The following is a 21,199-nucleotide window of genomic DNA, read 5'->3' as shown; positions in this document are numbered from 1 at the left end:
GATATATTTAAGAAAAATATTAAGATATGACACTTCTTATTTAACAAAAAAACAATAATCATATAATTTAAAAATTTTTAAGAGTATGGGAGTAATGTTATGAAGACGTTTAAAGCAGTTCGATTCCAAATAGTAAGCGATGGTAACAGGATTTCAGAATTTGAACTTTATGATGGTGTGATTATAAATAAAGAAAGTAGTGGTACAGGTTGGCTTCTGGAAATTGTAATTTCAGATACACATTATGATATCATGCAAAAATATTATGAATCACAAACAATATTAGATATCAGAGTAGTGATTACTAGACCTTCTAACGATCCAGCATTGTTTGATGCAACAATAAAAAACATTTCTCTATTTGCAGGAAAAATGTCAATTATTTTCGAGTGTCATATTTATACACATCGACAAGTATACGCAGAAACTCTATTAGAACAACTTATTGATGAAGGATTATCAGGAGAAGAATTGAAAATCACATTCAACAGAATGATGCAATCTAAGCCGAAATTAAAAGAAGAAAAATTTAAAAAATAGAAATAGAGTAGTAACGAAATGATTTATTTCGCTACTACTCTATTTTAAATTATGCATCTTGAATAGCAAAAGTAAGTTCACAACTACAAGCAAGCTGTCCATCAACAGTAGCTTTTGCTGTACCTTTTCCAATAGGACCTTTAATTTTTGTAATTTCAACTTCTAACATTAAAGTATCACCAGGTGTCACTTGTTTTTTAAATCTACATTTATCAATACCAGCAAATAAAGCAATTTTACCTTTATTTTCTTCACTATTTAACATAGCTACTGCTCCAGTTTGTGCCAAAGCTTCCGTAATGAGAACACCAGGCATAACTGCATAATCAGGAAAATGCCCTTGGAAAAATGGTTCGTTTCCTGAAACTTGTTTTAAACCTACACAACGCTTTCCTTCTTCATATTCAACAATACGATCAATAAGTAAAAAAGGTTGTCTATGAGGGATGATTTTTTTTATTTCATTATAATCAAAAATGGTTTCCATAACTATTACCTCAAATCTATTTAAAAATTAGTCATTGACTCTTTTGATATCTGCACCAAGTGATTTTAACTTCTCATGGAAATTAACATAACCACGATCTAAGTGTTTAAGCTCTGTCACTTGAGTTGTGCCTTCTGCTACTAAACCAGCCAAAATAAGAGCTGCGGCAGCTCTTAAATCGGTAGCTTTTACTTGAGCACCTTGTAGTTGACTTTTACCTTCTATTTTAGCACTTCTACCTTCTACATTAATATTAGCATTCATTCTTCTAAATTCTGCAACATGCATAAATCTATTTTCAAATACTGTTTCAGTAACCACTTTATGACCTTCAGCTGTTAATAATAATGCCATCATTTGTGATTGCATGTCTGTAGGGAAACCTGGATGAGGCAGTGTTTTAATATCTACAGGTTGAAGTTCACCATTTGTAGTGACATGTACACCCTCCTCATTAAAATCGAGATTAACTCCCATTTCTTCTAACTTATAAATTAAACTTGTCATATGTTCTTTAACAGCACCTTTTACAAAAACATCTCCTCTTGTAATTGCTGCTGCGATAATAAGTGTACCTGCTTCAATGCGATCAGGTATAATTGAATGTTCAACTCCCGTTAATTTTTCAACACCATGGATAGTAATGGTATCTGTACCAGCACCAATAACGTTACCACCCATTTCATTGATATAATTAGCTAAATCTACAATTTCAGGTTCTTTAGCTACATTTTCGATAACAGTTTTTCCTTGTGCCAAAGAAGCACCCATTATAATGTTTTGAGTTGCCCCTACACTTGGAAAATCTAGATGAATAGTTGCGCCTTTTAATCCCTCTTTAGTGCTTGCATATATATTTCCGTTTTCTAAATGAATTTCTGCACCTAGTGCTTCAAAACCTTTGATATGTTGTTCAATTGGACGAGCACCAATTGCACAGCCACCTGGTAATGCAACAATTGCATGACCTAGACGTGCTAATAAAGGTCCCATTACTAACACACTTGCTCTCATTTTACTCACATATTCATAAGGTGCTTCTTCATTTAGTGTAGCAGAAGCATCAACTGTAACTGATCCGTTTTCTTTATCGTAATCCACTTTAGCATTTAAAGTAGATAAAACATTATTGATAGTAACAACATCACTTAAATCAGGCACATTGGTTAATTTGCTTTGTCCTTCAGACGCTAATAACGATGCTGTAAGGATAGGTAATACAGCATTTTTAGCTCCTTCTACTTGAACTTCACCAGTAAGGCGATTGCCTCCATTTATAATTATCTTATCCATATTAATCCTCCACATTAAACTCCTATTTCTTATAACATTTCCCATTTTGAATTACTTATTTAATTAGTATATCTACATTTTTAGTTAATTGATAGAAATTCATTTTTTAAAATAAATATTTAATTTGTGTAGAGTACTGTAATAAATCTACGATAAAGTTACTTACTGCAGTACCCATTAAAATTGCTAAGAAAATCATACACACTTGCAGTCGTGTTGAATATCCTTTTTTAAAAAATTGATCTAATCTGAGAGAATGTAATGCCCAGTACGCAATACATATACATATTACATGTAAAAATAAATGTATTATTGCAAATTGTCCAACATATTCCATTCTTTTCTCTCCTTAAAGATTTCTGTAATATATTGTACATTAAAAAAGTTAATAATGATACATAAGAACGTTACGATATTTAATAAAAAGTAACTAAAATAAAAATTTAAAGTTATTATTATTCTAAGTTCTTTTATGTACAATAAAAAAAGAGTTTGAAACACTATTAAATGTCTCAAACTCTTTTAATATATTAAGAATAATTAACTAAATCAAAATATTTTAATACCTGTTACTTTTTCATTAACCATTCTCACTAAAGTGAGACAATATATTCATCATAAATATTATCCCACGTCATTTAATCATTATTTTAATTCAGCTACACGCAGACGGTTTTCCGCTCTAGCTAATGCGCGTTTAGCTCGGTTAATGTCACTGTTATCCTCTTCATCTAAATGAGACTGTGCTCTTTGACGAGCCAATTTAGCTCTTTCTACATCAATCTCACTAGCTGTTTCAGCTGTTTGAACAATGACAGATACTTTATGTTGTCTAATTTCAACAAAGCCACCACTAACAGCTATATACTCAGTACCATTCTTAAACTTAACTTTAATATGGCCTATCTTTAATGCGGCAACTGTCGGAATATGTCCACTCATGATACCTATTTCGCCCGCAGTAGTTTGAAATACAACGAGTTCAACATCATCTTTTTCGTAGACTGAACCATTAGGAGTGACAATATCAAGATTTACTGTGTTCATTATCTTTACCTCCTAATTAGTTTAAACTTCAACACCCATATCTTTAGCTTTAGCAATAACATCATCCATACTTCCAACTAAACGGAATGCATCCTCAGGAATATGATCGTATTTACCATTTAAGATATCTTTAAAGTTCGCTACAGTTGTTTTAACTGGAACATAAGAACCTTTTTGACCAGTAAATTGTTCAGCCACATGGAAGTTTTGTGATAAGAAGAATTGAATTCTACGCGCACGTTCTACTGTTAATTTATCTTCTTCAGATAATTCATCCATACCTAAAATTGCAATGATATCTTGTAATTCTCTGTATTTTTGTAATGTAGATTGAACTTCACGTGCAACTTCATAATGTTCTTGTCCAACAATAGATGGTTCTAAAGCTCTAGAAGTTGAAGCTAATGGGTCTACCGCAGGATAAATACCCATTTCAGTTAATTTACGTTCTAAGTTTGTTGTTGCATCTAAATGTGCGAACGCAGTTGCTGGTGCTGGGTCAGTATAGTCATCGGCAGGAACGAATACTGCTTGAATTGAAGTGACTGAACCTTTATTAGTAGATGTAATACGTTCTTGTAATTGACCCATTTCAGTTGCTAATGTAGGTTGATAACCTACAGCTGAAGGCATACGTCCTAATAATGCTGAAACTTCAGAACCAGCTTGAGTAAAGCGGAAAATATTGTCAATGAATAAAAGTACATCTTGACCTTGTTCATCACGGAAATATTCAGCCATTGTCAATGCTGATAAAGCAACACGCATACGCGCACCTGGCGGCTCATTCATTTGCCCAAATACCATGGCTGTTTTATTGATAACGCCACTATCGCTCATTTCATAGTATAAATCGTTACCTTCACGAGTACGTTCACCTACACCAGCGAATACAGAAATACCACCATGTTCTTGAGCGATATTATTGATTAATTCTTGAATTAATACAGTTTTACCTACGCCGGCACCACCGAATAAACCAATCTTACCACCTTTAATATAAGGTGCTAATAAGTCTACAACTTTAATACCTGTTTCAAGAATTTCTACTTCAGTAGATAATTCATCAAAATTAGGTTGACGACGATGAATTGGATCACGTCTAACAGAACTATCTATTTTTTCGTTTAAATCTATTGTTTCTCCTAAAACGTTAAACACACGTCCAAGTGTTTCTTCACCTACAGGAACACTAATATCTTTACCAGTATTCACAACTTGCATACCACGTTGAACACCATCAGTTGAATCCATTGCAATAGTACGAACAACATCATCACCTAGTTGCAATGCAACTTCTAATGTTAATTTGAATGTGCCATCATTTTTGGGTACTTCAATAATTAGGGCATTATTAATTTCAGGGACTTCATTATGTTCGAATCGAACATCAATTACAGGACCCATAACCTGAGTTACACGGCCATTACCCATGTTGTTTCCTCCTTTAAAATATTATTCAAGTGCGGCAGAACCACCAACAATTTCTGTAATTTGTTGAGTGATTTCAGCTTGTCTCGCTCTATTATATTGTAATGATAAGTCATCAATAAGTTCAGTTGCATTATCAGATGCATTTTTCATTGCAGTCATACGTGCTGCATGTTCACTAGCCTTAGCATCAAGAATCGTTCCATAAATTAAACTTTCAACGTATTGTGGAAGAATAACTCTTAAGATTGAGTCTTTATCTGGTTCAAATTCATATGAAGACATTTGACCTTGGCCTTGACTAGAATCTTCTTGAGATAATGGTAGAACTTGTTTAACAGAAGGTTTATTTTCAAGAACACTAACATAGTGGCTATAATAAATCTTAAGTTCATCAATATGTTCTTCACTGAATAAGTCAATCGCATGCTTAGCGATAGCTTGTATTGATTTAAATGAAGGTTGATCAGGTACATCAACAAGTGAACTTTCAACTTCATAACCTCTATTTTTAAGGAAATCAACACCGGATTGACCTAAAACAATAATGCTATATTCATCACTATTTGTATGTTTTTCTTTAATGTCATTGACTAGTCGCTTAAGCACATTCGAACTATAAGCACCCGCTAATCCTTTGTCACTTGTAATAACCAAGTAACCACTACGTTGAATATGTCTTGGTCTTAACATTGGATGATTTGAATTTTTACTTGCGCCTGCAATAGCAGTTATCGCATCTTGCATTTTTTCCATATAGGGTTCGAATTGCTTAGTATTTTTTTCAGCTCGACGTAATTTAGAACTTGAAACCATGTTCATCGCTTTGGTAATCTGTTTCATTTTTTTCGTCGATTTAATACGAGTATCTATCTCTTTAAGAGAAGCCATTATCTCACCACCTTTTTGATTTAAAGTTTAGTTATTCAGATTTGCTAAAACTTTTCTTAAATTCATTAATAGCTGATTCAAATTTAGCATCATCTGGAAGATTACCAGTTTCTCTGATTTCCCCTAATAATTCTGAAGCATTTGATTTAGACCAACTATTTAATTCATCTTCAAAACGTGTAATGTCTTCTACAGGGATATCATCTAAATAACCTTTTGTTAAGGCATAAATAATTAACACTTGATTTTCAACAGGAAGTGGCTTGTTTTGATCTTGTTTTAAAACTTCAACCGTACGTTTACCACGTTCTAATTTTCTAGCAGTATATTCGTCTAAATCAGAACCAAATTGTGCAAATGATTCTAACTCACGATAAGATGCTAAATCTAAACGTAATGTACCAGCAACTTTTTTCATTGCTTTAATTTGTGCTGAACCACCAACACGTGATACAGACTGACCAGCATTAATCGCAGGTCGTACACCTGAGAAGAATAAATCAGATTGTAAGAAAATTTGTCCGTCAGTAATTGAAATCACGTTAGTTGGAACATATGCAGAGATATCCCCAGCTTGTGTTTCAATGATAGGTAAAGCTGTAATTGAACCGCCACCTAATGCATCGTTTAATTTAGCTGCTCTTTCTAATAATCTACTGTGTAAGTAGAAGACGTCACCTGGATACGCTTCACGGCCTGGAGGTCTACGTAATAATAATGATAATTCACGATAAGCAGCTGCTTGTTTAGTTAAATCATCATATACAACAAGTACATTTTTTCCATTAAACATGAACTCTTCACCCATTGTCACTCCTGAATAAGGGGCGATGTATAATAATGGTGCTGGTTCCGCTGCTGATGCAGATACAACAATTGTGTAGTCTAAAGCACCAGCTTGACGTAATTTTTCAACGTTTGCACGTACTGTTGAATCTTTTTGACCAATAGCTACATAAATACAAATTGTATCTAAACCTTTTTGGTTTAAAATTGTATCAATACCAATCGTTGTTTTACCTGTTTGTCTATCACCAATGATTAACTCACGTTGTCCACGACCAATTGGTACTAATGCGTCAATCGCTTTAATACCAGTTTGTAATGGTTCATCAACTGATTTACGATCCATAACGCCTGTTGCTTTTTGCTCAACAGGGCGTGTCTTAGTGGAATTGATAGGACCTTGTCCATCAATTGGTTGACCAAGTGGATTTACAACACGTCCGATAAGTTCTTCACCTACTGGCACTTCCATGATACGGCCAGTACGTTTAACTTCGTCGCCTTCTCTAATTTCACTATAAGGTCCTAAAATTACGACACCCACATTTGATTCCTCAAGGTTTTGTGCTAAACCAAGCACACCGTTTGAAAACTCTACAAGCTCACCAGCCATACAATCATTTAATCCGTGAATTAATGCAATACCATCACCAATTTGAAGGACGGTACCTACATCATCAACAGACATTTCTGACTCATAGTTTTCAATTTGTGAGCGAAGTAATGCACTGATTTCTTCAGCTTTGATGGCCATCTATGTCACTCCTCTTTTTTAATTAACTCTTTTAAATTTACGCTCTATTTGTTCTAAATCATTTTTTATACTACCATCTAATACAGTAGTCCCAACTTTTGCTCTAAACCCGCCAATTAAGTTAGGATTTATTTTAGTTGTAATATGTACTTTAGACAATTTAGTTTTGTTAAGAATCACTCTTTCAATATGAGATAATTCTTCTTCATTCAATTGATATACAGATTCAACCAAAGCATCACCTTGATTATAATGATGGTCATACAAATGTTTAAATTCTTTAAAGATAGAATGTATAAGCGCTAAATGACGATTATTTGCTAAAATCATTAGCATATTTTTTAAGTAATAGTTCGCATCCCCAAATACAATACCTGCAAATTTACGTCTTTCAGAAGCAGGTTGATTAGGATTTGAATCAATTGCTTTTAAATCATCAATGTAATTTAAAGTTGCATTACTAACTTCTTTTAATTCTTCATACATTAAATCTAATCGATCTTTATCTATAGAGACATCAAATAAAGCTTTAGCATATTTTTTTGCTACATCTACCATTATTTATCGCCTGCCTCTTTAAGATACTTATCAACGAGACCTTTTTGATCTTGTTCTGAAATCTCTTTTTGTAAAACTTTAGAAGCAATTAAAACAGATAACTCAGAAACTTGATTATTAATATCTGCAAGAGCGCGTTCTTTTTCACTTTTGATTTCACTTTGTGCTGTTTCAATCATACCATTTGCACGTTCATGTGCATCTTTAATAATTTCTTCATGTTGTTTACGTGCTTGAATTCTTGCATCTTCAAGAATATGATGAACTTCATCTTGTGTTTCTTTAAGTGTCTTTTTATTTTCTTCTTCAAGTTTTTGTGCATTCAATTTTGCTTCTTCAGCTTCGTCAATATCTCTATTGATATCGCGTTCACGTTTATCCATTACTTCTTTTAATGGACCCCAAGCAAATTTTTTCAATAACGCCAATAGGATAATAAATGTAATAAATGTAACAATTGTTGTTCCCCATTCAACGCCACCTGCAGCTGCACCTAAAACAAATGAATTGGTTAATGCATTCACTGGCATTTGACACTCCTTTCATTATTAATCATCACTTTGCCACTAAATAAAACGAATGGCGAAGATCAAAGAGACTTCGCCTCGAACATTTCTTATCTGAATAATGTCATGAATGAGATAACAACGCCGATGATTGGTAATGCTTCAACTAAACCAATACCAATGAACATAATACTCATTAATTGACCACGTGCTTCTGGTTGACGTGCTACACCTTCAACTGTTCTTGAAACAATAAGACCGTTACCGATACCAGCACCTAATGCTGATAAACCGATTGCAATTGCTGCTGCGATTAAACCCATATTAATAATTCCTCCTAAAATGTTTGTTTATGTTAATGTGCGTCCGCAACTTTATGGGACATGTAAACCATAGATAGCATAATAAAGATATATGCTTGGATTGTACCGACAAAGATTGAGAATCCTTGCCATATAATTAAGCCAGGAATACTAATTATCCAGCCCCAGCCGTTTTGGAAAAACAGGCCAGCTAATAGTGATAATAGTAACTCACCAGCAAAAATATTACCGTAAAGACGTAAACCTAGTGTTAATGTTGAAGAGAATTCTTCAAAGACATTAATAATTGCTAATGGCCAGAAAGGTTTAAAGTAATTACCAACATATGCCTTTGTTCCACGCATTTTAACACCATAATAATGTGTTAATAAAATCATCATCGTAGATAACGTCAACGTTACAGTCGCGTCAGCAGTTGGAGATTTCCACCATAAATAATGATCATGTGTAACAATTGCAAATGGTAAACCTAGCATATTGGCAACAAAAATAAATAAAATTAATGTTACCGCCAAGAAGTGAAATTGACCACCTTTTTTCCAAGCCATGTTACTCTCAATAATGCCTCTTACAAAATCGAAAATCCATTCGATAAAGTTTTGTTTGCCACTAGGTCTTTTCTTGAGATTACGCGTACAAACAATAGCTATTATAAAAACAATAATAGCAGTAATAATAAGCATCATAATACTTGCTAAGTTGAAAACAATATCAAATCCAAACACATTCCAACTTACGAGTGGGGATTTGTGATCCATGTACTCACCTCTTTCTGTATATAGTTTACTATTTTAGCAAGAGAGGGCGTAAAATGATTAATACATAAGAAATCATAAGGCCTATCATTATACCAATGATATTTACATTCTCTTTAAAGACAACCCATACTATACATGCAATAATTGCGACTAAGTATCTCCATACATTGCCTGTAGAAATATGTATATTATCTGGTTGTTTTGTCCTAGAAAGATATATCTCAAAAATGTATGTGTTGATTAGAGACCCGAGTGTCCCAATTATTAAGCCTAATAAAAAAGAATTAGATTTAATAAAATACAAAATACTTAACATTATTAAAAAATAAATGTAATATTGAATGAATTGTCTAAATATGATGCTGAACCGTTTCATTCTTTGTGCCTCCAAAACTTATGACAATCATGGAAACCGTTCCACTCATACAAATTTAATAATAATATAGGGTAATTTATGTGTCAATTCTATTCAAATTGTTGTTTAATTTAACACCAATATTGTCATAAAATGTTCACAATTAAATCAACAATTTTTTAACTTTTCAAATTCTTTAGGTATTTCTTCGGTTAATCCTAAATAGTATTTAATGCTTTCACATATACGTTCAGATGCCTTTCCATCTCCATAAGGATTTTGAGCATATGCCATATTATTATAAACTTGTTTGTTCATTAATAATTTTCTTATTTCTTGATACACATGTGTATACTCTGTTCCAATTACTTTTAATGTTCCAGCTTCTACACCTTCAGGTCTTTCAGTTACATCTCTAAGAACTAAAACTGGTTTATTTAATGATGGTGCTTCTTCTTGAATGCCTCCAGAATCAGTCAAAATTAAATAAGCATGATTAGCAAAATTATGAAAATCAACAACATCTAATGGTTCAATAAGCTCTACTCTTGGATGTTTTTCTAAGTAAGCGTATGATAGTTTTCTAACTTCGGGATTCATATGTAAAGGAAAAACTACTACCACGTCTTCAATATCTTCAACGATATCTCTAACTGCTTTGAAAATATGTTCCATAGGTTTTCCAATATTTTCTCTACGATGAACGGTCAGCAATACAATTTTTTTATTTTTATGCTTTTCTATCAACTCAGAGGTATAATTTTTATTAATTGTAAAATTTAGTGTATCAATGGCAGTATTGCCAGTAATCACTATAGATGTCTTATCTTTATTTTCTTGAATTAGATTGTGTTTTGCACCAATAGTAGGAGCAAAGTGTAAATCGGCAATGTTACTAACCATCTGTCGATTTATTTCTTCTGGAAAAGGCGCATATTTATTCCCACTTCTAAGACCAGCTTCTATGTGTCCTACAGATGTATGATTATAAAATGCTGCTAATGCGCCAGAAAAAGTAGTCGTGGTATCACCATGAACAAGTACCATATCTGGACATTCTTTTTTCATAATTTGCTCAAGTTGAATAATAGATCTAGCTGTTATTTCTGAAAGAGTTTGCCCTTTTTTCATGATATTCAAATCATAATGGGGTGTTATGTTGAATGTTTTTAAAACTGAATCAAGCATTTCTCTATGTTGAGCAGTTACAACAATAATTGGTTCTAGCATTGAATCTTTTTCAAGTGCTTTAACTAAAGGTGCCATTTTAATTGCTTCTGGTCTTGTACCAAAGACTGTCATAATCTTTCTCATAATATTTACTCCTATAGTACTATTTAGTACCAAATAATCTATCCCCAGCGTCTCCTAAACCAGGTGTAATATATGCTTTTTCATTAAGTTTTTCATCTAAAGCTGCAATATAGATATCAACATCTTTATGTGCTTCTTGCATTTTTTCAACACCCTCAGGTGCGGCAATTAAACACATAAAACGAATATTCTTTGCACCTCGATTTTTTAGTGAATTGATTGCTTCGATTGCTGAAGCGCCTGTAGCTAACATTGGATCAACTACTATAATTTCACGCTCATCAATATCTTGAGGTAATTTAGCAAAATATTCTACTGCTTTTAATGTTTTAGGATCACGATACAATCCAATATGTCCTACACGAGCAGCTGGAACTAAGTTTAATACACCATCTGTCATCCCTAAGCCTGCTCTTAAAATAGGTACAATTGCTAATTTTTTTCCAGCTAATCGTTTGGCTGTCATAGTTGTTACAGGAGTTTCAATTTCTACATCTTGCAATTGTAAATCTCTTGTAACTTCATATGCCATTAGCATACCTACTTCATCAACAAGCTCTCTAAATTCTTTTGTTCCGGTATTTTTATCACGAATGTAACTCAATTTATGTTGAATGAGTGGGTGATCAAATACATGTACTTTACTCATAATTCATTTCCTCCATTTATGTTGTTATTCATATAGCGGATATTGTTGAGTCAATTGTTTTACTCTATCACTAGCTTCTTTCAATTTTGCTTGGTCATTTGAATTTTTTAATGCTGTACTGATAATTAAAGCTACTTCTTTAAATGCTACTTCATCAAAACCACGCGTCGTTGCAGCAGGAGTGCCTAGTCTAATTCCACTTGTAACGAATGGTTTCTCCTGATCAAAAGGTATTGTATTTTTATTACATGTAATACCAATTGAATCTAATGTTTCTTCAGCCTGTTTACCAGTTAAATTAACTGATTGTTTCACATCTACTGAAACTAGATGATTATCCGTACCTCCTGAAACAATTCTAAATCCTTCATCTTGAAGTGTTTCAGCTAAAGTTTTAGCATTTTTAATGACTTGTTCTTGATACACTTTGAAATCTGGTTCTAAAGCTTCTCCAAAAGCAACAGCTTTTGCAGCGATCACATGTTCTAGTGGTCCACCTTGAATTCCAGGAAATATTGTCTTATCTATCTCTTTTTTATATTTTTCTTTGCAAAGAATTAGGCCTCCACGCGGTCCTCTCAGCGTTTTATGAGTTGTACTGGTAACAAAGTCAGCATATTCTACAGGATTAGGATGTAATCCAGTTGCTACTAAACCTGCAATGTGTGCCATATCAACCATTAATTTAGCACCAACTTCATCAGCAATTTCTTTAAATTTCTTAAAATCTAATTGTCTAGAATACGCTGACGTACCAGCTACAATTAATTTAGGCTTATGTTTCAGTGCTAATTCACGAATTTCATCATAATTAATTCTTTCAGTTTCTTTATCTACACCATAATCGATAAAGTTATAAAACTTACCACTAAAATTAACTGAAGCACCGTGGGTTAAATGACCACCATGACTTAAATTCATTCCAAGCACAGTATCTCCCATTTCTAAAGCAACTAAATACACTGCCATATTAGCTTGCGAACCTGAATGTGGTTGTACATTTGCATGTTCAGCTCCGAATAAAGCTTTGATACGTTCAATAGCAATTGTTTCTGTAACATCAACATATTCACAACCACCATAATAACGACGACCTGGATAGCCTTCTGCATATTTGTTTGTCATTACAGATCCTTGCGCTTCCATTACCGCTTCTGAAACAAAGTTCTCTGAAGCAATGAGTTCAATATTATTGTTTTGACGGTTATATTCATTTTGAATCGCTTCATAAATAATGTGATCTTGTTCTTTAATATAAGACATATATTCCCCTTCTTCCTTTAGAACTTATTCGTATTTAGCTCTTTCTCCACCAATTTTTTTTGGTCTTGAAGTAGCGATTGTAACTATAGCTTCACCAACTTTTTTAACGCTTGTTCTCAATGGAACACAAACATGATTAATGTGCATTCCAATAAGCGTCTGACCAATATCAATACCTTTAGGCACTTTTATATATTCAATGACTATTGGATCGTTCATATGTTGATAGGCATATGTAGCAAGACTTCCTCCTGCATGAACATCTGGTACAACAGTTACTTCTTCCATAGTAAATGGATTATAATCTTCACGCTCAATTGTAATCGCCCTATTGATATGTTCACAACCTTGAAACGCAAATGAAACGCCCGTTTCACGTTTTATACGTTCTAATTCATTAAAAATAGTTTCAGCGACTTCCATTGAACCAACTGACCCAATTTTTTCCCCAATTACTTCAGAAGTTGAACATCCTATCACACACATCTCATCTTTCTTGAAAAAAGATTGGGATTTCAATTCATCCAGTAAAGTTGTAAGTTCTTGCATATTATTTCACCTCACTTGCAAAGATAAAAAGAAGCATAGCTGACAAGCTATACTTTTTTATTATAACTTATTTATTACTCAACTTATACTATTAGCGTAATATTTCTCTTTATTCTTCGTGTTTCAATTTGTTAATAAGAGCGTATAATTGGTTAAATGTGTGACGATAGGTATCTATGCTACCGCCAAATGGATCACCTATTTCACCTGTTTCTGATACATACTCACATAATGTATAGATAGGATATTCTGTCCCATATTGACTGATTAACTGTCTTTTATGATTATCGGTCATTGTTAAAATTAAATCACTTTTTAAGTCATCTTGACTGAATATTTGAGATACAGAGGGTTCTGGTAAATTATTTTCTAAAATAACTTCTAATGCTTCAGGAGTGATAGATTGTCCATTCATTGCAAATAATCCACGTGATTGAATAGAATCGTTAGGTAGAAGCACTGTAGCTATACTTTCTGCAATAGGACTTCTACACGTATTTCCAGTACATACAAATATTATCTTCATAATTCTCTTCCTTTAACTATTTGATTTCCCGTTGCTTTCATCATACGATTCATAACTGCTTCAGAGCCTTCAATATTATCAAAAGTATAAATAAATGCTTTTTGTATTCGTTCATCATCATCAATGTCATGTAAAATTTTATATAAGTTATGATTAGCCCCTTTAACATCTCTTTGATTTTCACAAAGAGAGATAAATGTACAATCTTTAGGTACATACTTTTTCATACTAGAAGGTAAAACAAATGCTAACCCTGATTCATTTAACTCAGAAATAGGTTGTGTAAATTCAGTTAACATATATACAGGTGTTTTAGGTGCATAGTGTTTATATTTCATACCTGGTGCTATGGGCCGTTCTAATTGATTATAATCATATTGAATGACGCTGTGAGGTACCACGTGATTAAGCATTGTTTGAGTAATTGAGCCTGGTCTTGCTATTCTAAAAGGAAATTGTGTGCAATCTAAAACTGTACTCTCTAAGCCTTCTTCACTTTGATCCCCATTTACAATACCATCTATTTTTCCATTTAAATCATTATACACATGCTGAAATGTCGTTGGAGAAGGTCTTCCACTTATATTTGCACTGGGTGCTGCGATTGGCAAATCAACATATTCTAATATGGCTCTTCCAATTGGATGACTTGGCATTCTTACAGCAATAGAATTAAGCCCACCTGTCACTTTCTCACATAAGTATCCTTGTTTTAAAGGAAGAATAAACGAGATTGGGCCAGGCCAAAATGCATTCATTAATTTTTTGGCTTCCTTAGGGATAGTTGATACAAATGCATCCATTTGTGATTGCTTGTAAATATGAACAATCAGTGGATTATCAGACGGACGTCCTTTAGCTTTATAAATGTTTTCTACTGCCTGTTCATTTTTAGCATTGGCACCTAAACCGTATACTGTTTCAGTAGGTATCGCAATTAGGCCCCCATTTTCATAAATAGTTTTTATTTCTGCTAATTGAGAAAACGTTTGGGAATCTTGACTATAATCTTTCATATTCCATATTTTTGTTTTCATTTTGATCACACCTTTCACATATGTGAAGTTATTAAAGAAAAAGAAGTGGGTTAGAAAATAATACATTTCTTTCCCACTCCACTATTACCACTTAAATGAAATCATTCTATTTAATCCGTTAATATCTTTCAAGAGATTTACATTAACATGCGGATATTTATTTATAATACGTGCTTTTAATATTTCTCCTTGATTATAACCAATTTCAAAAGTTACATAAGCCCCTTTATTAAGTACTTTGGGTAAATCATCTAGAATCATCTCATAAATCTCATACCCTTCATCCTCAGCAAATAACGCGATATGAGGTTCATACTTTACTACTGTATCTTCCATATCTTTCATCTCAGTTTGATCAATATAAGGAGGGTTTGATATTAAGCCATCTAATTTAATATTTTCTTTAATAAGTGGTTTAAGGGCATTACCTTTTAGAAATCTGATATCCGCTTTTAATTGATGTGCATTATCAGATGCTACCTCTAGAGTATCTTCAATAAGATCTGTAGCTATTACATTTAAGGTTGGATTTAGTTTTTTAAGTACAATTGCAATCGCTCCACTGCCTGTTCCTATATCAGCAATTGTACTCCCATCCTTACAATGCTCTAAAAAATGAAGCATGACTTCTTCTGTTTCTGGACGTGGAATAAGACAATGAGAATTTACTTGTAATTGATATCCATAAAATGATTGAAAACCAACAATATATTGAATGGGCTCTCCTAATAACATACGGTCTAATGCAAGTGAAAATTTTGCTTCTTCAGCTTGAGACATCTCATCATACATATGCATTAAATAATCTGTCCTAGACCATTCAAATAAGTCTAACATCAGCCATTCCGCTCTAGATTGTTCAAATCCTTTTTCTTTTGTTAATTCAATCGCTTCTTGTAAGGTATCTTTAAAGCTCGCCATTATTTAGTTCTTTCAGTTTTTCAGTTTGCTCAGAAAGTGTTAATGCATCAATAATTTCATCCAATTTACCTTCCATAATTTGGTCGAGCTTTTGTAAAGTTAAACCAATTCGATGATCTGTCACACGACTTTGAGGATAATTATAAGTTCTTACACGTTCAGAACGATCTCCTGTCCCTACAGCTGATTTACGTTGAGCCGCATACTTTTGTTGTTCTTCTTGTAATTTCATATCATATAATCGTGCTTTTAATACTTTTAATGCTTTTTCACGGTTTTGAATTTGTGATTTTTCTGAAGACGTTGCAATAATACCGGTTGGAATATGCGTAATACGTACAGCAGAGTCTGTAGTATTAACGTGTTGACCACCAGCGCCACTTGAACGATACGTATCAATTTTCAAATCTTCATTACGCACTTCAATTTCTACATCTTCAACTTCAGGTAAAACAGCTACAGTCGCTGTAGATGTATGAATGCGTCCTCCAGATTCCGTTTCGGGCACACGTTGTACACGATGAGCACCATTTTCAAATTTCAACTTACTATAAGCACCACTACCTGAAACTGAAAAACTGATTTCTTTATATCCACCATGATCACTTTCTGCCGCTTCAACAATTTCAGTTTTAAAATTTTGAGATTCCGCATATTTTGTATACATTCTTAATAAATCGCCTGCGAAAATAGCTGCTTCATCTCCACCAGCTGCTGCTCTAATTTCGACAATAACGTCTTTTTCATCGTTTGGATCTTTAGGAATTAACAAGAATTTAAGTTGTTCTTCTAATTCTGGAAGTTCACTTTTTAATCCTGATGCTTCTTCTTTTAACATTTCAATTTCTTCTTTATCATCTGTTTCAGTTAGCATTTCATCTATTTCTGCTACTTCTTCTCTTTTACTTTTGTAATCTCTATAAACATCTACTGTTTTCTGTAAATCAGCTTGTTCTTTAGAATATTTTCGTAATTTATCTGGATCATTAACAATTTCTGGATCACTTAACATTTCATTTAACTGTTCATATCTTTCTTCAACAATATCTAATTGATCAAACACTATATTTCCTCCTTGTCATTGATGCTAGGTGCTACAATATGATGTGCTCTGCATCTTGGCTCATAACTTTCATTTGCTCCTACTAATATAATTGGATCATCAATTCTTGCTGGTTGTCCATTAATTAAACGTTGCGTCCGACTTGATGACGAACCACATATTGCACAAACGGCTTGTAATTTGGTCACTTGTTCACTTACGGCCATAATTTGAGGCATGGGGTCAAAAGGTTCACCTCTAAAGTCCATGTCTAATCCTGCTACTACAACTCTATGACCATCTTCAGCTAGCTTTTCTACTATATGTACAATTTCATTATCAAAAAATTGAATTTCATCTATACCTATGACATCAAATTGAGATAAATTTTGTAATAGTATTTCTCTAGCTGTTGAGATATTAATGGCTTCTAGCTCATTACCATCATGTGATACAACTTTCTCTTTATGATACCGGTCATCAATAGCTGGTTTAAATACGATTACTTTTTGTTTAGCATAAATTCCTCTTCTTAATCGACGAATTAATTCTTCCGATTTACCACTAAACATACTTCCAGTAATGCATTCAATCCAACCAGAATGGTAAGTCTCATACATTATAAGTTCCACCTTTTTCAAAACATAATCGCTTAATTATATCATATTTTCGATTATTATAAATGAGTTTATTACTGGGTTATCACTGAAGAAATTAATAAAATAGTTTAGAAATAAAAAAATACCTGCTTAATTCTATACATAATAGATTAGGCAGGCATTTTAAGTTCAAAATTAATTGTTGTTTGATTTGAGACCAAACTTTTTGTTGAAACGTTCCACACGACCATCCGCAGCAGCGAATTTTTGACGTCCTGTGTAGAATGGATGTGAATCAGATGATACATCTAAGCGAATAACTGGGTATTCGTTACCATCTTCCCATTCCATTGTTTCTGAAGAAGTTTTAGTAGAACCACTTAAAAATTTAAAGTTCGTTGTTGTATCTAAAAAGATGACTTTGTGGTAATCAGGATGAATTCCTTGTTTCATTTTTTTCAGCTCCTTTGCCCTGAACCATCTGGAACAGAGTTATTTGTGAGTTTTTACCCAATACTGTGTAATTATAATAGTTATTGAAGGAAAACGCAACCCTCAATCACATATTTTAGATAATTGGTTTTCCTGTTTTTGTACTTTCAGCGGCTGCCTTTTGCAATTGTTCAAAAAATTCTTTGTTATTTTCTGAACGTTTTAATTTTCTTATAAAACGCTCTGTAAAATCGGTAGAATCAGTAAACATATTTCTAAGTTGCCATAATGACTCTAATTCAGACTTACTAATTAATAATTCTTCTTTACGCGTAGAACTACGCCCAATATCAATAGCTGGGAATATTCGACGTTCAGATAATTTACGATCAAGATGAAGTTCCATATTACCTGTACCTTTGAACTCTTCATAAATCATATCATCCATACGTGAACCTGTATCTACTAGAGCCGTTGCTAAAATAGTTAGGCTACCACCTGCTTCAATATTACGAGCAGCACCGAAAAATGCTTTAGGCTTATGTAAGGATGCTGGATCCAAGCCACCTGACAATGTTCTACCACTAGGTGGGATAACAAGGTTATATGCTCTTGCTAAACGCGTAATAGAGTCCATCAAGATAATGACATCTTGTCCTATCTCTACAAGACGTTTTGCTCTTTCTAATAATAATTCTGCTACCTTAACGTGATGTTGAGGAGGTTCATCAAAAGTGGAATGTACTACTTCTGCTGACTCTACTGAACGCTCTATATCAGTTACCTCTTCAGGTCGTTCACCTACTAATAATATAAATAATTTAGCATCTGGTTTATTTGTACTAATTGCATTTGCAATTTCTTTAAGTAATGAAGTTTTACCAGCTTTAGGAGGAGCGACAATAAGACCACGTTGACCTAAACCAATTGGAGTAACTAAATCCATAATTCGAGTAGAATAATTTCGAGGCTCTGTTTCAAGAATAATTCTTTCCTCTGGATATAACGGAGTAAGTGCTTGGAAATGAGGACGTTTTTTTACAACTTCTGCATTTTCATCATTAACAAAGTCAACTTGTAGAAGTCCATAGTATTTTTCATTGTCTTTAGGCTTTCGTACTTTTCCAGTTACTTTATCGCCTCGTTTAATTTCAAAACGTCTAATTTGACTAGCTGATATATATATATCTTTTTCACCTTTAGAATAATTAACGGTTCTTAAAAAACCATATCCATCAGGTTGTATATCATCTAAAACACCCTCCATATAGTAATTTCCATCTTTTTCCATTTGAGCTTCCATAATTGCCAAGACAAGCTCACTTTTATTCAATTTACTATAATTAGTTAGTTTTAATGATTTTGCTTTTTGCGTAAGTTCTTTTGTCGTATAATTTTTATACAATTCATGAAAAGATTCATATTGTGGTGATGTTCGTTCTCTTTCAGGCATAAATTGCACCCATTTCTTATATTTTTATAAAAATCATCTAGCTACTAGCATTGTTAAATCATCTAAATGATTATAACTTAAATGTTTTAAACGTTAGCATCTTAAATACTAGAATTAATATAGCAAATTTTTAATTTAATTACAAAATGATTTTATTAAATTTCAAAAAATAAAACAGCTCATGGAACTAAAATGATTCCATGAACTGTATTTATATTAAACTATTTCATTATACTTAATTATTTAAAATAACCAGCAATTGATTTTACTTCTAAGAACTCTTCAATTCCGTAGTCGCCCCATTCACGACCGATACCAGATTGTTTATAACCACCAAATGGTAAATAGGGTTCGTTTGGAGATTCATTAATTTGAATTCTACCTGCCTCAATTGAACGTGCCACTTTTTGAAGCGTTTCTTTATCTTTACCAATTACATATCCTGCTAAACCATATTTAGTATCATTAGCAATTTCGATTGCTTCGTCTAAATCATTATATGTGATTACTGAAACAACTGGACCAAAAATTTCTTCTTGTGCAATAGTCATATCATTTTTAACATTTATAAAAATAGTTGGTCTAGCAAAATAACCTGTATCTAATCCTTCTGGTTTACCTGGACCACCATATAATAATTCAGCGCCTTCTTCAATACCTTTATCAATATAAGATTGTACTGTGTCGAATTGTTTTTTACTAATGATTGGTCCTACTTGGGTATTTTTATCAAGTGGATCGCCAACTTTAACATTACTAAACTCTTCTTTTAAGGCAGTTAAGAATTCTTGTTTAATACTTTCTGGAACTAAGATTCTTGTTCCTGCAGTACATACTTGACCAGTATTATTAACAACCTTTCCAGTTGTAGCTTTTGCAGCTTCTTTAATATCTACATCGTCAAGTACGATATATGGTGATTTGCCCCCTAATTCAAGAGATACTTTTTTGATATCTTTAGCTGCTTTTTCCATAATTTTAGAACCTGTAGCTCCAGAACCAGTGAATGACATCATTCTAACTTTAGGATGTTCGCTTAATGGATTACCTACACCTTCACCATCACCATTAACTAAGTTAAATGCGCCTTTAGGAACGCCTGCTTTTTCAAAGATTTCAGCTAAAATGATTGCAGCAAATGGTGTTTCTTCAGAAGGTTTTAACACAACTGGACTACCTGCAGCAAATGCTGCTGCTAATTTAAGAGATGTTTGATTAGTTGGGAAATTCCATGGTGTAACTAATCCTGAAACGCCAATCGCTTCTTTAGTTACCAAATCATCTCCGCGACGTTCTTCAAATTCAAATGAATCTAAAGCTCTACGTGCTTCTGAAAAGTGTTGTAAACCCATTTGATAATGAACATTTTCTGAAACAGTTAGTGGAGCGCCTAACTCTGCTGTAATTGCTTCAATAATATCTTGTTTTCTATTTTTATATTCTTCTACTATTCTATCTAGTAGTTGTTTTCTTTCTTCAACTGAACTATGGCGAAATTCTAAATATACGTCATGAGCAGCTTGAACCGCTTTTTCTACGTCTTTTTCATTACCTTTTGCAACTTTTCCAATAACTTCTTCTGTTGCTGGATTAATTACATCAATTGTTTCGTTACTTTCACTATCAATCCATTCACCATTAATATATTGTTGAGTATAATTTCTCATCAATGATTCACTCCTTAA

At 33.1% G+C, this 21,199-nt stretch carries 25 protein-coding genes; 1 reads left to right on the top strand and 24 read right to left on the bottom strand.

The features are described 5' to 3' along the window. Positions 1–99: 99 nt before the first annotated feature. Entirely contained in the window at positions 100–540 is a 441-nt protein-coding gene (locus NST64_RS04015) for a YwpF-like family protein (RefSeq protein ID WP_002448687.1), read from the top strand. Positions 541–589: 49 nt separating this feature from the next. Here the strand turns inward: NST64_RS04015 and fabZ are convergent, their stop codons facing one another. The 24 genes from fabZ to NST64_RS03895 form a co-directional block, all read right to left on the bottom strand. Then, positions 590–1,027 (bottom strand): 3-hydroxyacyl-ACP dehydratase FabZ, encoded by a 438-nt coding sequence (gene fabZ / locus NST64_RS04010; protein WP_002448673.1) that lies wholly within the window; start codon positions 1,025–1,027, stop codon positions 590–592. A 27-nt stretch (positions 1,028–1,054) separates the two neighbouring features. Continuing rightward, positions 1,055–2,320 (bottom strand): UDP-N-acetylglucosamine 1-carboxyvinyltransferase, encoded by a 1,266-nt coding sequence (gene murA / locus NST64_RS04005; protein WP_049437361.1) that lies wholly within the window; start codon positions 2,318–2,320, stop codon positions 1,055–1,057. Positions 2,321–2,426: 106 nt separating this feature from the next. After that, entirely contained in the window at positions 2,427–2,657 is a 231-nt protein-coding gene (locus NST64_RS04000; protein WP_002448711.1) for a DUF1146 family protein, read from the bottom strand. A gap of 308 nt (positions 2,658–2,965) precedes the next feature. Next, positions 2,966–3,367, bottom strand: coding sequence for a F0F1 ATP synthase subunit epsilon (locus NST64_RS03995; protein ID WP_002448708.1), 402 nt, complete (start codon positions 3,365–3,367; stop codon positions 2,966–2,968). A 21-nt stretch (positions 3,368–3,388) separates the two neighbouring features. Beyond that, the gene (atpD, locus tag NST64_RS03990; protein WP_002448706.1) at positions 3,389–4,801 is read right to left on the bottom strand and encodes a F0F1 ATP synthase subunit beta; all 1,413 of its coding nucleotides are present in this window, start codon (positions 4,799–4,801) and stop codon (positions 3,389–3,391) included. A 21-nt stretch (positions 4,802–4,822) separates the two neighbouring features. After that, the gene (gene atpG, locus NST64_RS03985) at positions 4,823–5,689 is read right to left on the bottom strand and encodes an ATP synthase F1 subunit gamma (protein ID WP_107632241.1); all 867 of its coding nucleotides are present in this window, start codon (positions 5,687–5,689) and stop codon (positions 4,823–4,825) included. Positions 5,690–5,720: 31 nt separating this feature from the next. Next, positions 5,721–7,229, bottom strand: coding sequence for a F0F1 ATP synthase subunit alpha (gene atpA, locus NST64_RS03980; RefSeq protein ID WP_002448637.1), 1,509 nt, complete (start codon positions 7,227–7,229; stop codon positions 5,721–5,723). An 18-nt stretch (positions 7,230–7,247) separates the two neighbouring features. Further along, entirely contained in the window at positions 7,248–7,787 is a 540-nt protein-coding gene (locus NST64_RS03975) for a F0F1 ATP synthase subunit delta (RefSeq protein ID WP_049437363.1), read from the bottom strand. After that, positions 7,787–8,317, bottom strand: a complete 531-nt coding sequence (locus tag NST64_RS03970; RefSeq protein WP_107632242.1) for a F0F1 ATP synthase subunit B — start codon at positions 8,315–8,317, stop codon at positions 7,787–7,789. Before NST64_RS03970 ends, NST64_RS03975 begins: the two co-directional genes overlap by 1 nt. Before the next feature lie 86 nt (positions 8,318–8,403). Continuing rightward, positions 8,404–8,616 (bottom strand): F0F1 ATP synthase subunit C, encoded by a 213-nt coding sequence (atpE, locus tag NST64_RS03965; protein WP_002448651.1) that lies wholly within the window; start codon positions 8,614–8,616, stop codon positions 8,404–8,406. A gap of 32 nt (positions 8,617–8,648) precedes the next feature. Next, positions 8,649–9,374 carry a F0F1 ATP synthase subunit A gene (atpB, locus tag NST64_RS03960; RefSeq protein ID WP_002448665.1) on the bottom strand — a complete coding sequence of 242 codons (726 nt, stop codon included), beginning with the start codon at positions 9,372–9,374 and terminating at the stop codon, positions 8,649–8,651. 28 nt (positions 9,375–9,402) lie between these two features. Next, positions 9,403–9,750 carry an ATP synthase subunit I gene (locus tag NST64_RS03955; protein WP_002455060.1) on the bottom strand — a complete coding sequence of 116 codons (348 nt, stop codon included), beginning with the start codon at positions 9,748–9,750 and terminating at the stop codon, positions 9,403–9,405. Between the two features lie 147 nt (positions 9,751–9,897). Beyond that, complete coding sequence (wecB, locus tag NST64_RS03950) at positions 9,898–11,043, bottom strand: non-hydrolyzing UDP-N-acetylglucosamine 2-epimerase (protein ID WP_002448685.1); 1,146 nt, start codon at positions 11,041–11,043, stop codon at positions 9,898–9,900. Positions 11,044–11,062: 19 nt separating this feature from the next. Further along, positions 11,063–11,692, bottom strand: coding sequence for a uracil phosphoribosyltransferase (upp, locus tag NST64_RS03945; RefSeq protein ID WP_002448669.1), 630 nt, complete (start codon positions 11,690–11,692; stop codon positions 11,063–11,065). Positions 11,693–11,716: 24 nt separating this feature from the next. Continuing rightward, on the bottom strand, positions 11,717–12,955 hold the full coding sequence (gene glyA, locus NST64_RS03940; protein ID WP_002448684.1) for a serine hydroxymethyltransferase: 1,239 nt from the start codon (positions 12,953–12,955) through the stop codon (positions 11,717–11,719). Between the two features lie 24 nt (positions 12,956–12,979). Continuing rightward, the gene (locus tag NST64_RS03935) at positions 12,980–13,504 is read right to left on the bottom strand and encodes a TIGR01440 family protein (RefSeq protein WP_002448698.1); all 525 of its coding nucleotides are present in this window, start codon (positions 13,502–13,504) and stop codon (positions 12,980–12,982) included. 109 nt (positions 13,505–13,613) lie between these two features. Continuing rightward, positions 13,614–14,030, bottom strand: a complete 417-nt coding sequence (locus tag NST64_RS03930) for a low molecular weight protein arginine phosphatase (protein WP_002455058.1) — start codon at positions 14,028–14,030, stop codon at positions 13,614–13,616. Further along, a complete protein-coding gene (locus tag NST64_RS03925) occupies positions 14,027–15,067 on the bottom strand; it encodes an L-threonylcarbamoyladenylate synthase (protein ID WP_049417942.1) in 1,041 nt (346 codons plus the stop codon). Before NST64_RS03925 ends, NST64_RS03930 begins: the two co-directional genes overlap by 4 nt. Before the next feature lie 84 nt (positions 15,068–15,151). Beyond that, a complete protein-coding gene (gene prmC / locus NST64_RS03920; protein WP_002448696.1) occupies positions 15,152–15,988 on the bottom strand; it encodes a peptide chain release factor N(5)-glutamine methyltransferase in 837 nt (278 codons plus the stop codon). Continuing rightward, positions 15,975–17,051 carry a peptide chain release factor 1 gene (gene prfA / locus NST64_RS03915; protein WP_002488140.1) on the bottom strand — a complete coding sequence of 359 codons (1,077 nt, stop codon included), beginning with the start codon at positions 17,049–17,051 and terminating at the stop codon, positions 15,975–15,977. The genes prmC and prfA overlap by 14 nt, the downstream gene beginning before the upstream one ends. Continuing rightward, positions 17,051–17,650 (bottom strand): thymidine kinase, encoded by a 600-nt coding sequence (locus NST64_RS03910; protein WP_002448715.1) that lies wholly within the window; start codon positions 17,648–17,650, stop codon positions 17,051–17,053. The genes prfA and NST64_RS03910 overlap by 1 nt, the downstream gene beginning before the upstream one ends. A gap of 174 nt (positions 17,651–17,824) precedes the next feature. Then, on the bottom strand, positions 17,825–18,082 hold the full coding sequence (locus tag NST64_RS03905) for a type B 50S ribosomal protein L31 (RefSeq protein ID WP_002448672.1): 258 nt from the start codon (positions 18,080–18,082) through the stop codon (positions 17,825–17,827). Between the two features lie 115 nt (positions 18,083–18,197). Beyond that, a complete protein-coding gene (rho, locus tag NST64_RS03900) occupies positions 18,198–19,514 on the bottom strand; it encodes a transcription termination factor Rho (RefSeq protein WP_002448642.1) in 1,317 nt (438 codons plus the stop codon). Between the two features lie 239 nt (positions 19,515–19,753). Next, on the bottom strand, positions 19,754–21,181 hold the full coding sequence (locus tag NST64_RS03895; RefSeq protein WP_002448710.1) for an aldehyde dehydrogenase family protein: 1,428 nt from the start codon (positions 21,179–21,181) through the stop codon (positions 19,754–19,756). Positions 21,182–21,199: the final 18 nt, after the last annotated feature.

The organism is Staphylococcus sp. FSL W8-1268, from assembly GCF_038003965.1.
Taxonomy (GTDB): Bacteria; Bacillota; Bacilli; order Staphylococcales; family Staphylococcaceae; genus Staphylococcus; species Staphylococcus hominis.
Note: the sequence above shows the minus strand (reverse complement) of the source record. Positions and strands in the feature narration are given on the sequence as shown.

Bases quoted from the DNA above. Each gene is read 5' to 3' on its own strand.
- NST64_RS04015 (WP_002448687.1), top strand. From the start codon at position 100: ATGAAGACGTTTAAAGCAGTTCGATTCCAAATAGTAAGCGATGGTAAC.
- fabZ (WP_002448673.1), bottom strand. From the start codon at position 1,027: ATGGAAACCATTTTTGATTATAATGAAATAAAAAAAATCATCCCTCAT.
- murA (WP_049437361.1), bottom strand. From the start codon at position 2,320: ATGGATAAGATAATTATAAATGGAGGCAATCGCCTTACTGGTGAAGTT.
- NST64_RS04000 (WP_002448711.1), bottom strand. From the start codon at position 2,657: ATGGAATATGTTGGACAATTTGCAATAATACATTTATTTTTACATGTA.
- NST64_RS03995 (WP_002448708.1), bottom strand. From the start codon at position 3,367: ATGAACACAGTAAATCTTGATATTGTCACTCCTAATGGTTCAGTCTAC.
- atpD (WP_002448706.1), bottom strand. From the start codon at position 4,801: ATGGGTAATGGCCGTGTAACTCAGGTTATGGGTCCTGTAATTGATGTT.
- atpG (WP_107632241.1), bottom strand. From the start codon at position 5,689: ATGGCTTCTCTTAAAGAGATAGATACTCGTATTAAATCGACGAAAAAA.
- atpA (WP_002448637.1), bottom strand. From the start codon at position 7,229: ATGGCCATCAAAGCTGAAGAAATCAGTGCATTACTTCGCTCACAAATT.
- NST64_RS03975 (WP_049437363.1), bottom strand. From the start codon at position 7,787: ATGGTAGATGTAGCAAAAAAATATGCTAAAGCTTTATTTGATGTCTCT.
- NST64_RS03970 (WP_107632242.1), bottom strand. From the start codon at position 8,317: ATGCCAGTGAATGCATTAACCAATTCATTTGTTTTAGGTGCAGCTGCA.
- atpE (WP_002448651.1), bottom strand. From the start codon at position 8,616: ATGGGTTTAATCGCAGCAGCAATTGCAATCGGTTTATCAGCATTAGGT.
- atpB (WP_002448665.1), bottom strand. From the start codon at position 9,374: ATGGATCACAAATCCCCACTCGTAAGTTGGAATGTGTTTGGATTTGAT.
- NST64_RS03955 (WP_002455060.1), bottom strand. From the start codon at position 9,750: ATGAAACGGTTCAGCATCATATTTAGACAATTCATTCAATATTACATT.
- wecB (WP_002448685.1), bottom strand. From the start codon at position 11,043: ATGAGAAAGATTATGACAGTCTTTGGTACAAGACCAGAAGCAATTAAA.
- upp (WP_002448669.1), bottom strand. From the start codon at position 11,692: ATGAGTAAAGTACATGTATTTGATCACCCACTCATTCAACATAAATTG.
- glyA (WP_002448684.1), bottom strand. From the start codon at position 12,955: ATGTCTTATATTAAAGAACAAGATCACATTATTTATGAAGCGATTCAA.
- NST64_RS03935 (WP_002448698.1), bottom strand. From the start codon at position 13,504: ATGCAAGAACTTACAACTTTACTGGATGAATTGAAATCCCAATCTTTT.
- NST64_RS03930 (WP_002455058.1), bottom strand. From the start codon at position 14,030: ATGAAGATAATATTTGTATGTACTGGAAATACGTGTAGAAGTCCTATT.
- NST64_RS03925 (WP_049417942.1), bottom strand. From the start codon at position 15,067: ATGAAAACAAAAATATGGAATATGAAAGATTATAGTCAAGATTCCCAA.
- prmC (WP_002448696.1), bottom strand. From the start codon at position 15,988: ATGGCGAGCTTTAAAGATACCTTACAAGAAGCGATTGAATTAACAAAA.
- NST64_RS03910 (WP_002448715.1), bottom strand. From the start codon at position 17,650: ATGTATGAGACTTACCATTCTGGTTGGATTGAATGCATTACTGGAAGT.
- NST64_RS03905 (WP_002448672.1), bottom strand. From the start codon at position 18,082: ATGAAACAAGGAATTCATCCTGATTACCACAAAGTCATCTTTTTAGAT.
- rho (WP_002448642.1), bottom strand. From the start codon at position 19,514: ATGCCTGAAAGAGAACGAACATCACCACAATATGAATCTTTTCATGAA.
- NST64_RS03895 (WP_002448710.1), bottom strand. From the start codon at position 21,181: ATGAGAAATTATACTCAACAATATATTAATGGTGAATGGATTGATAGT.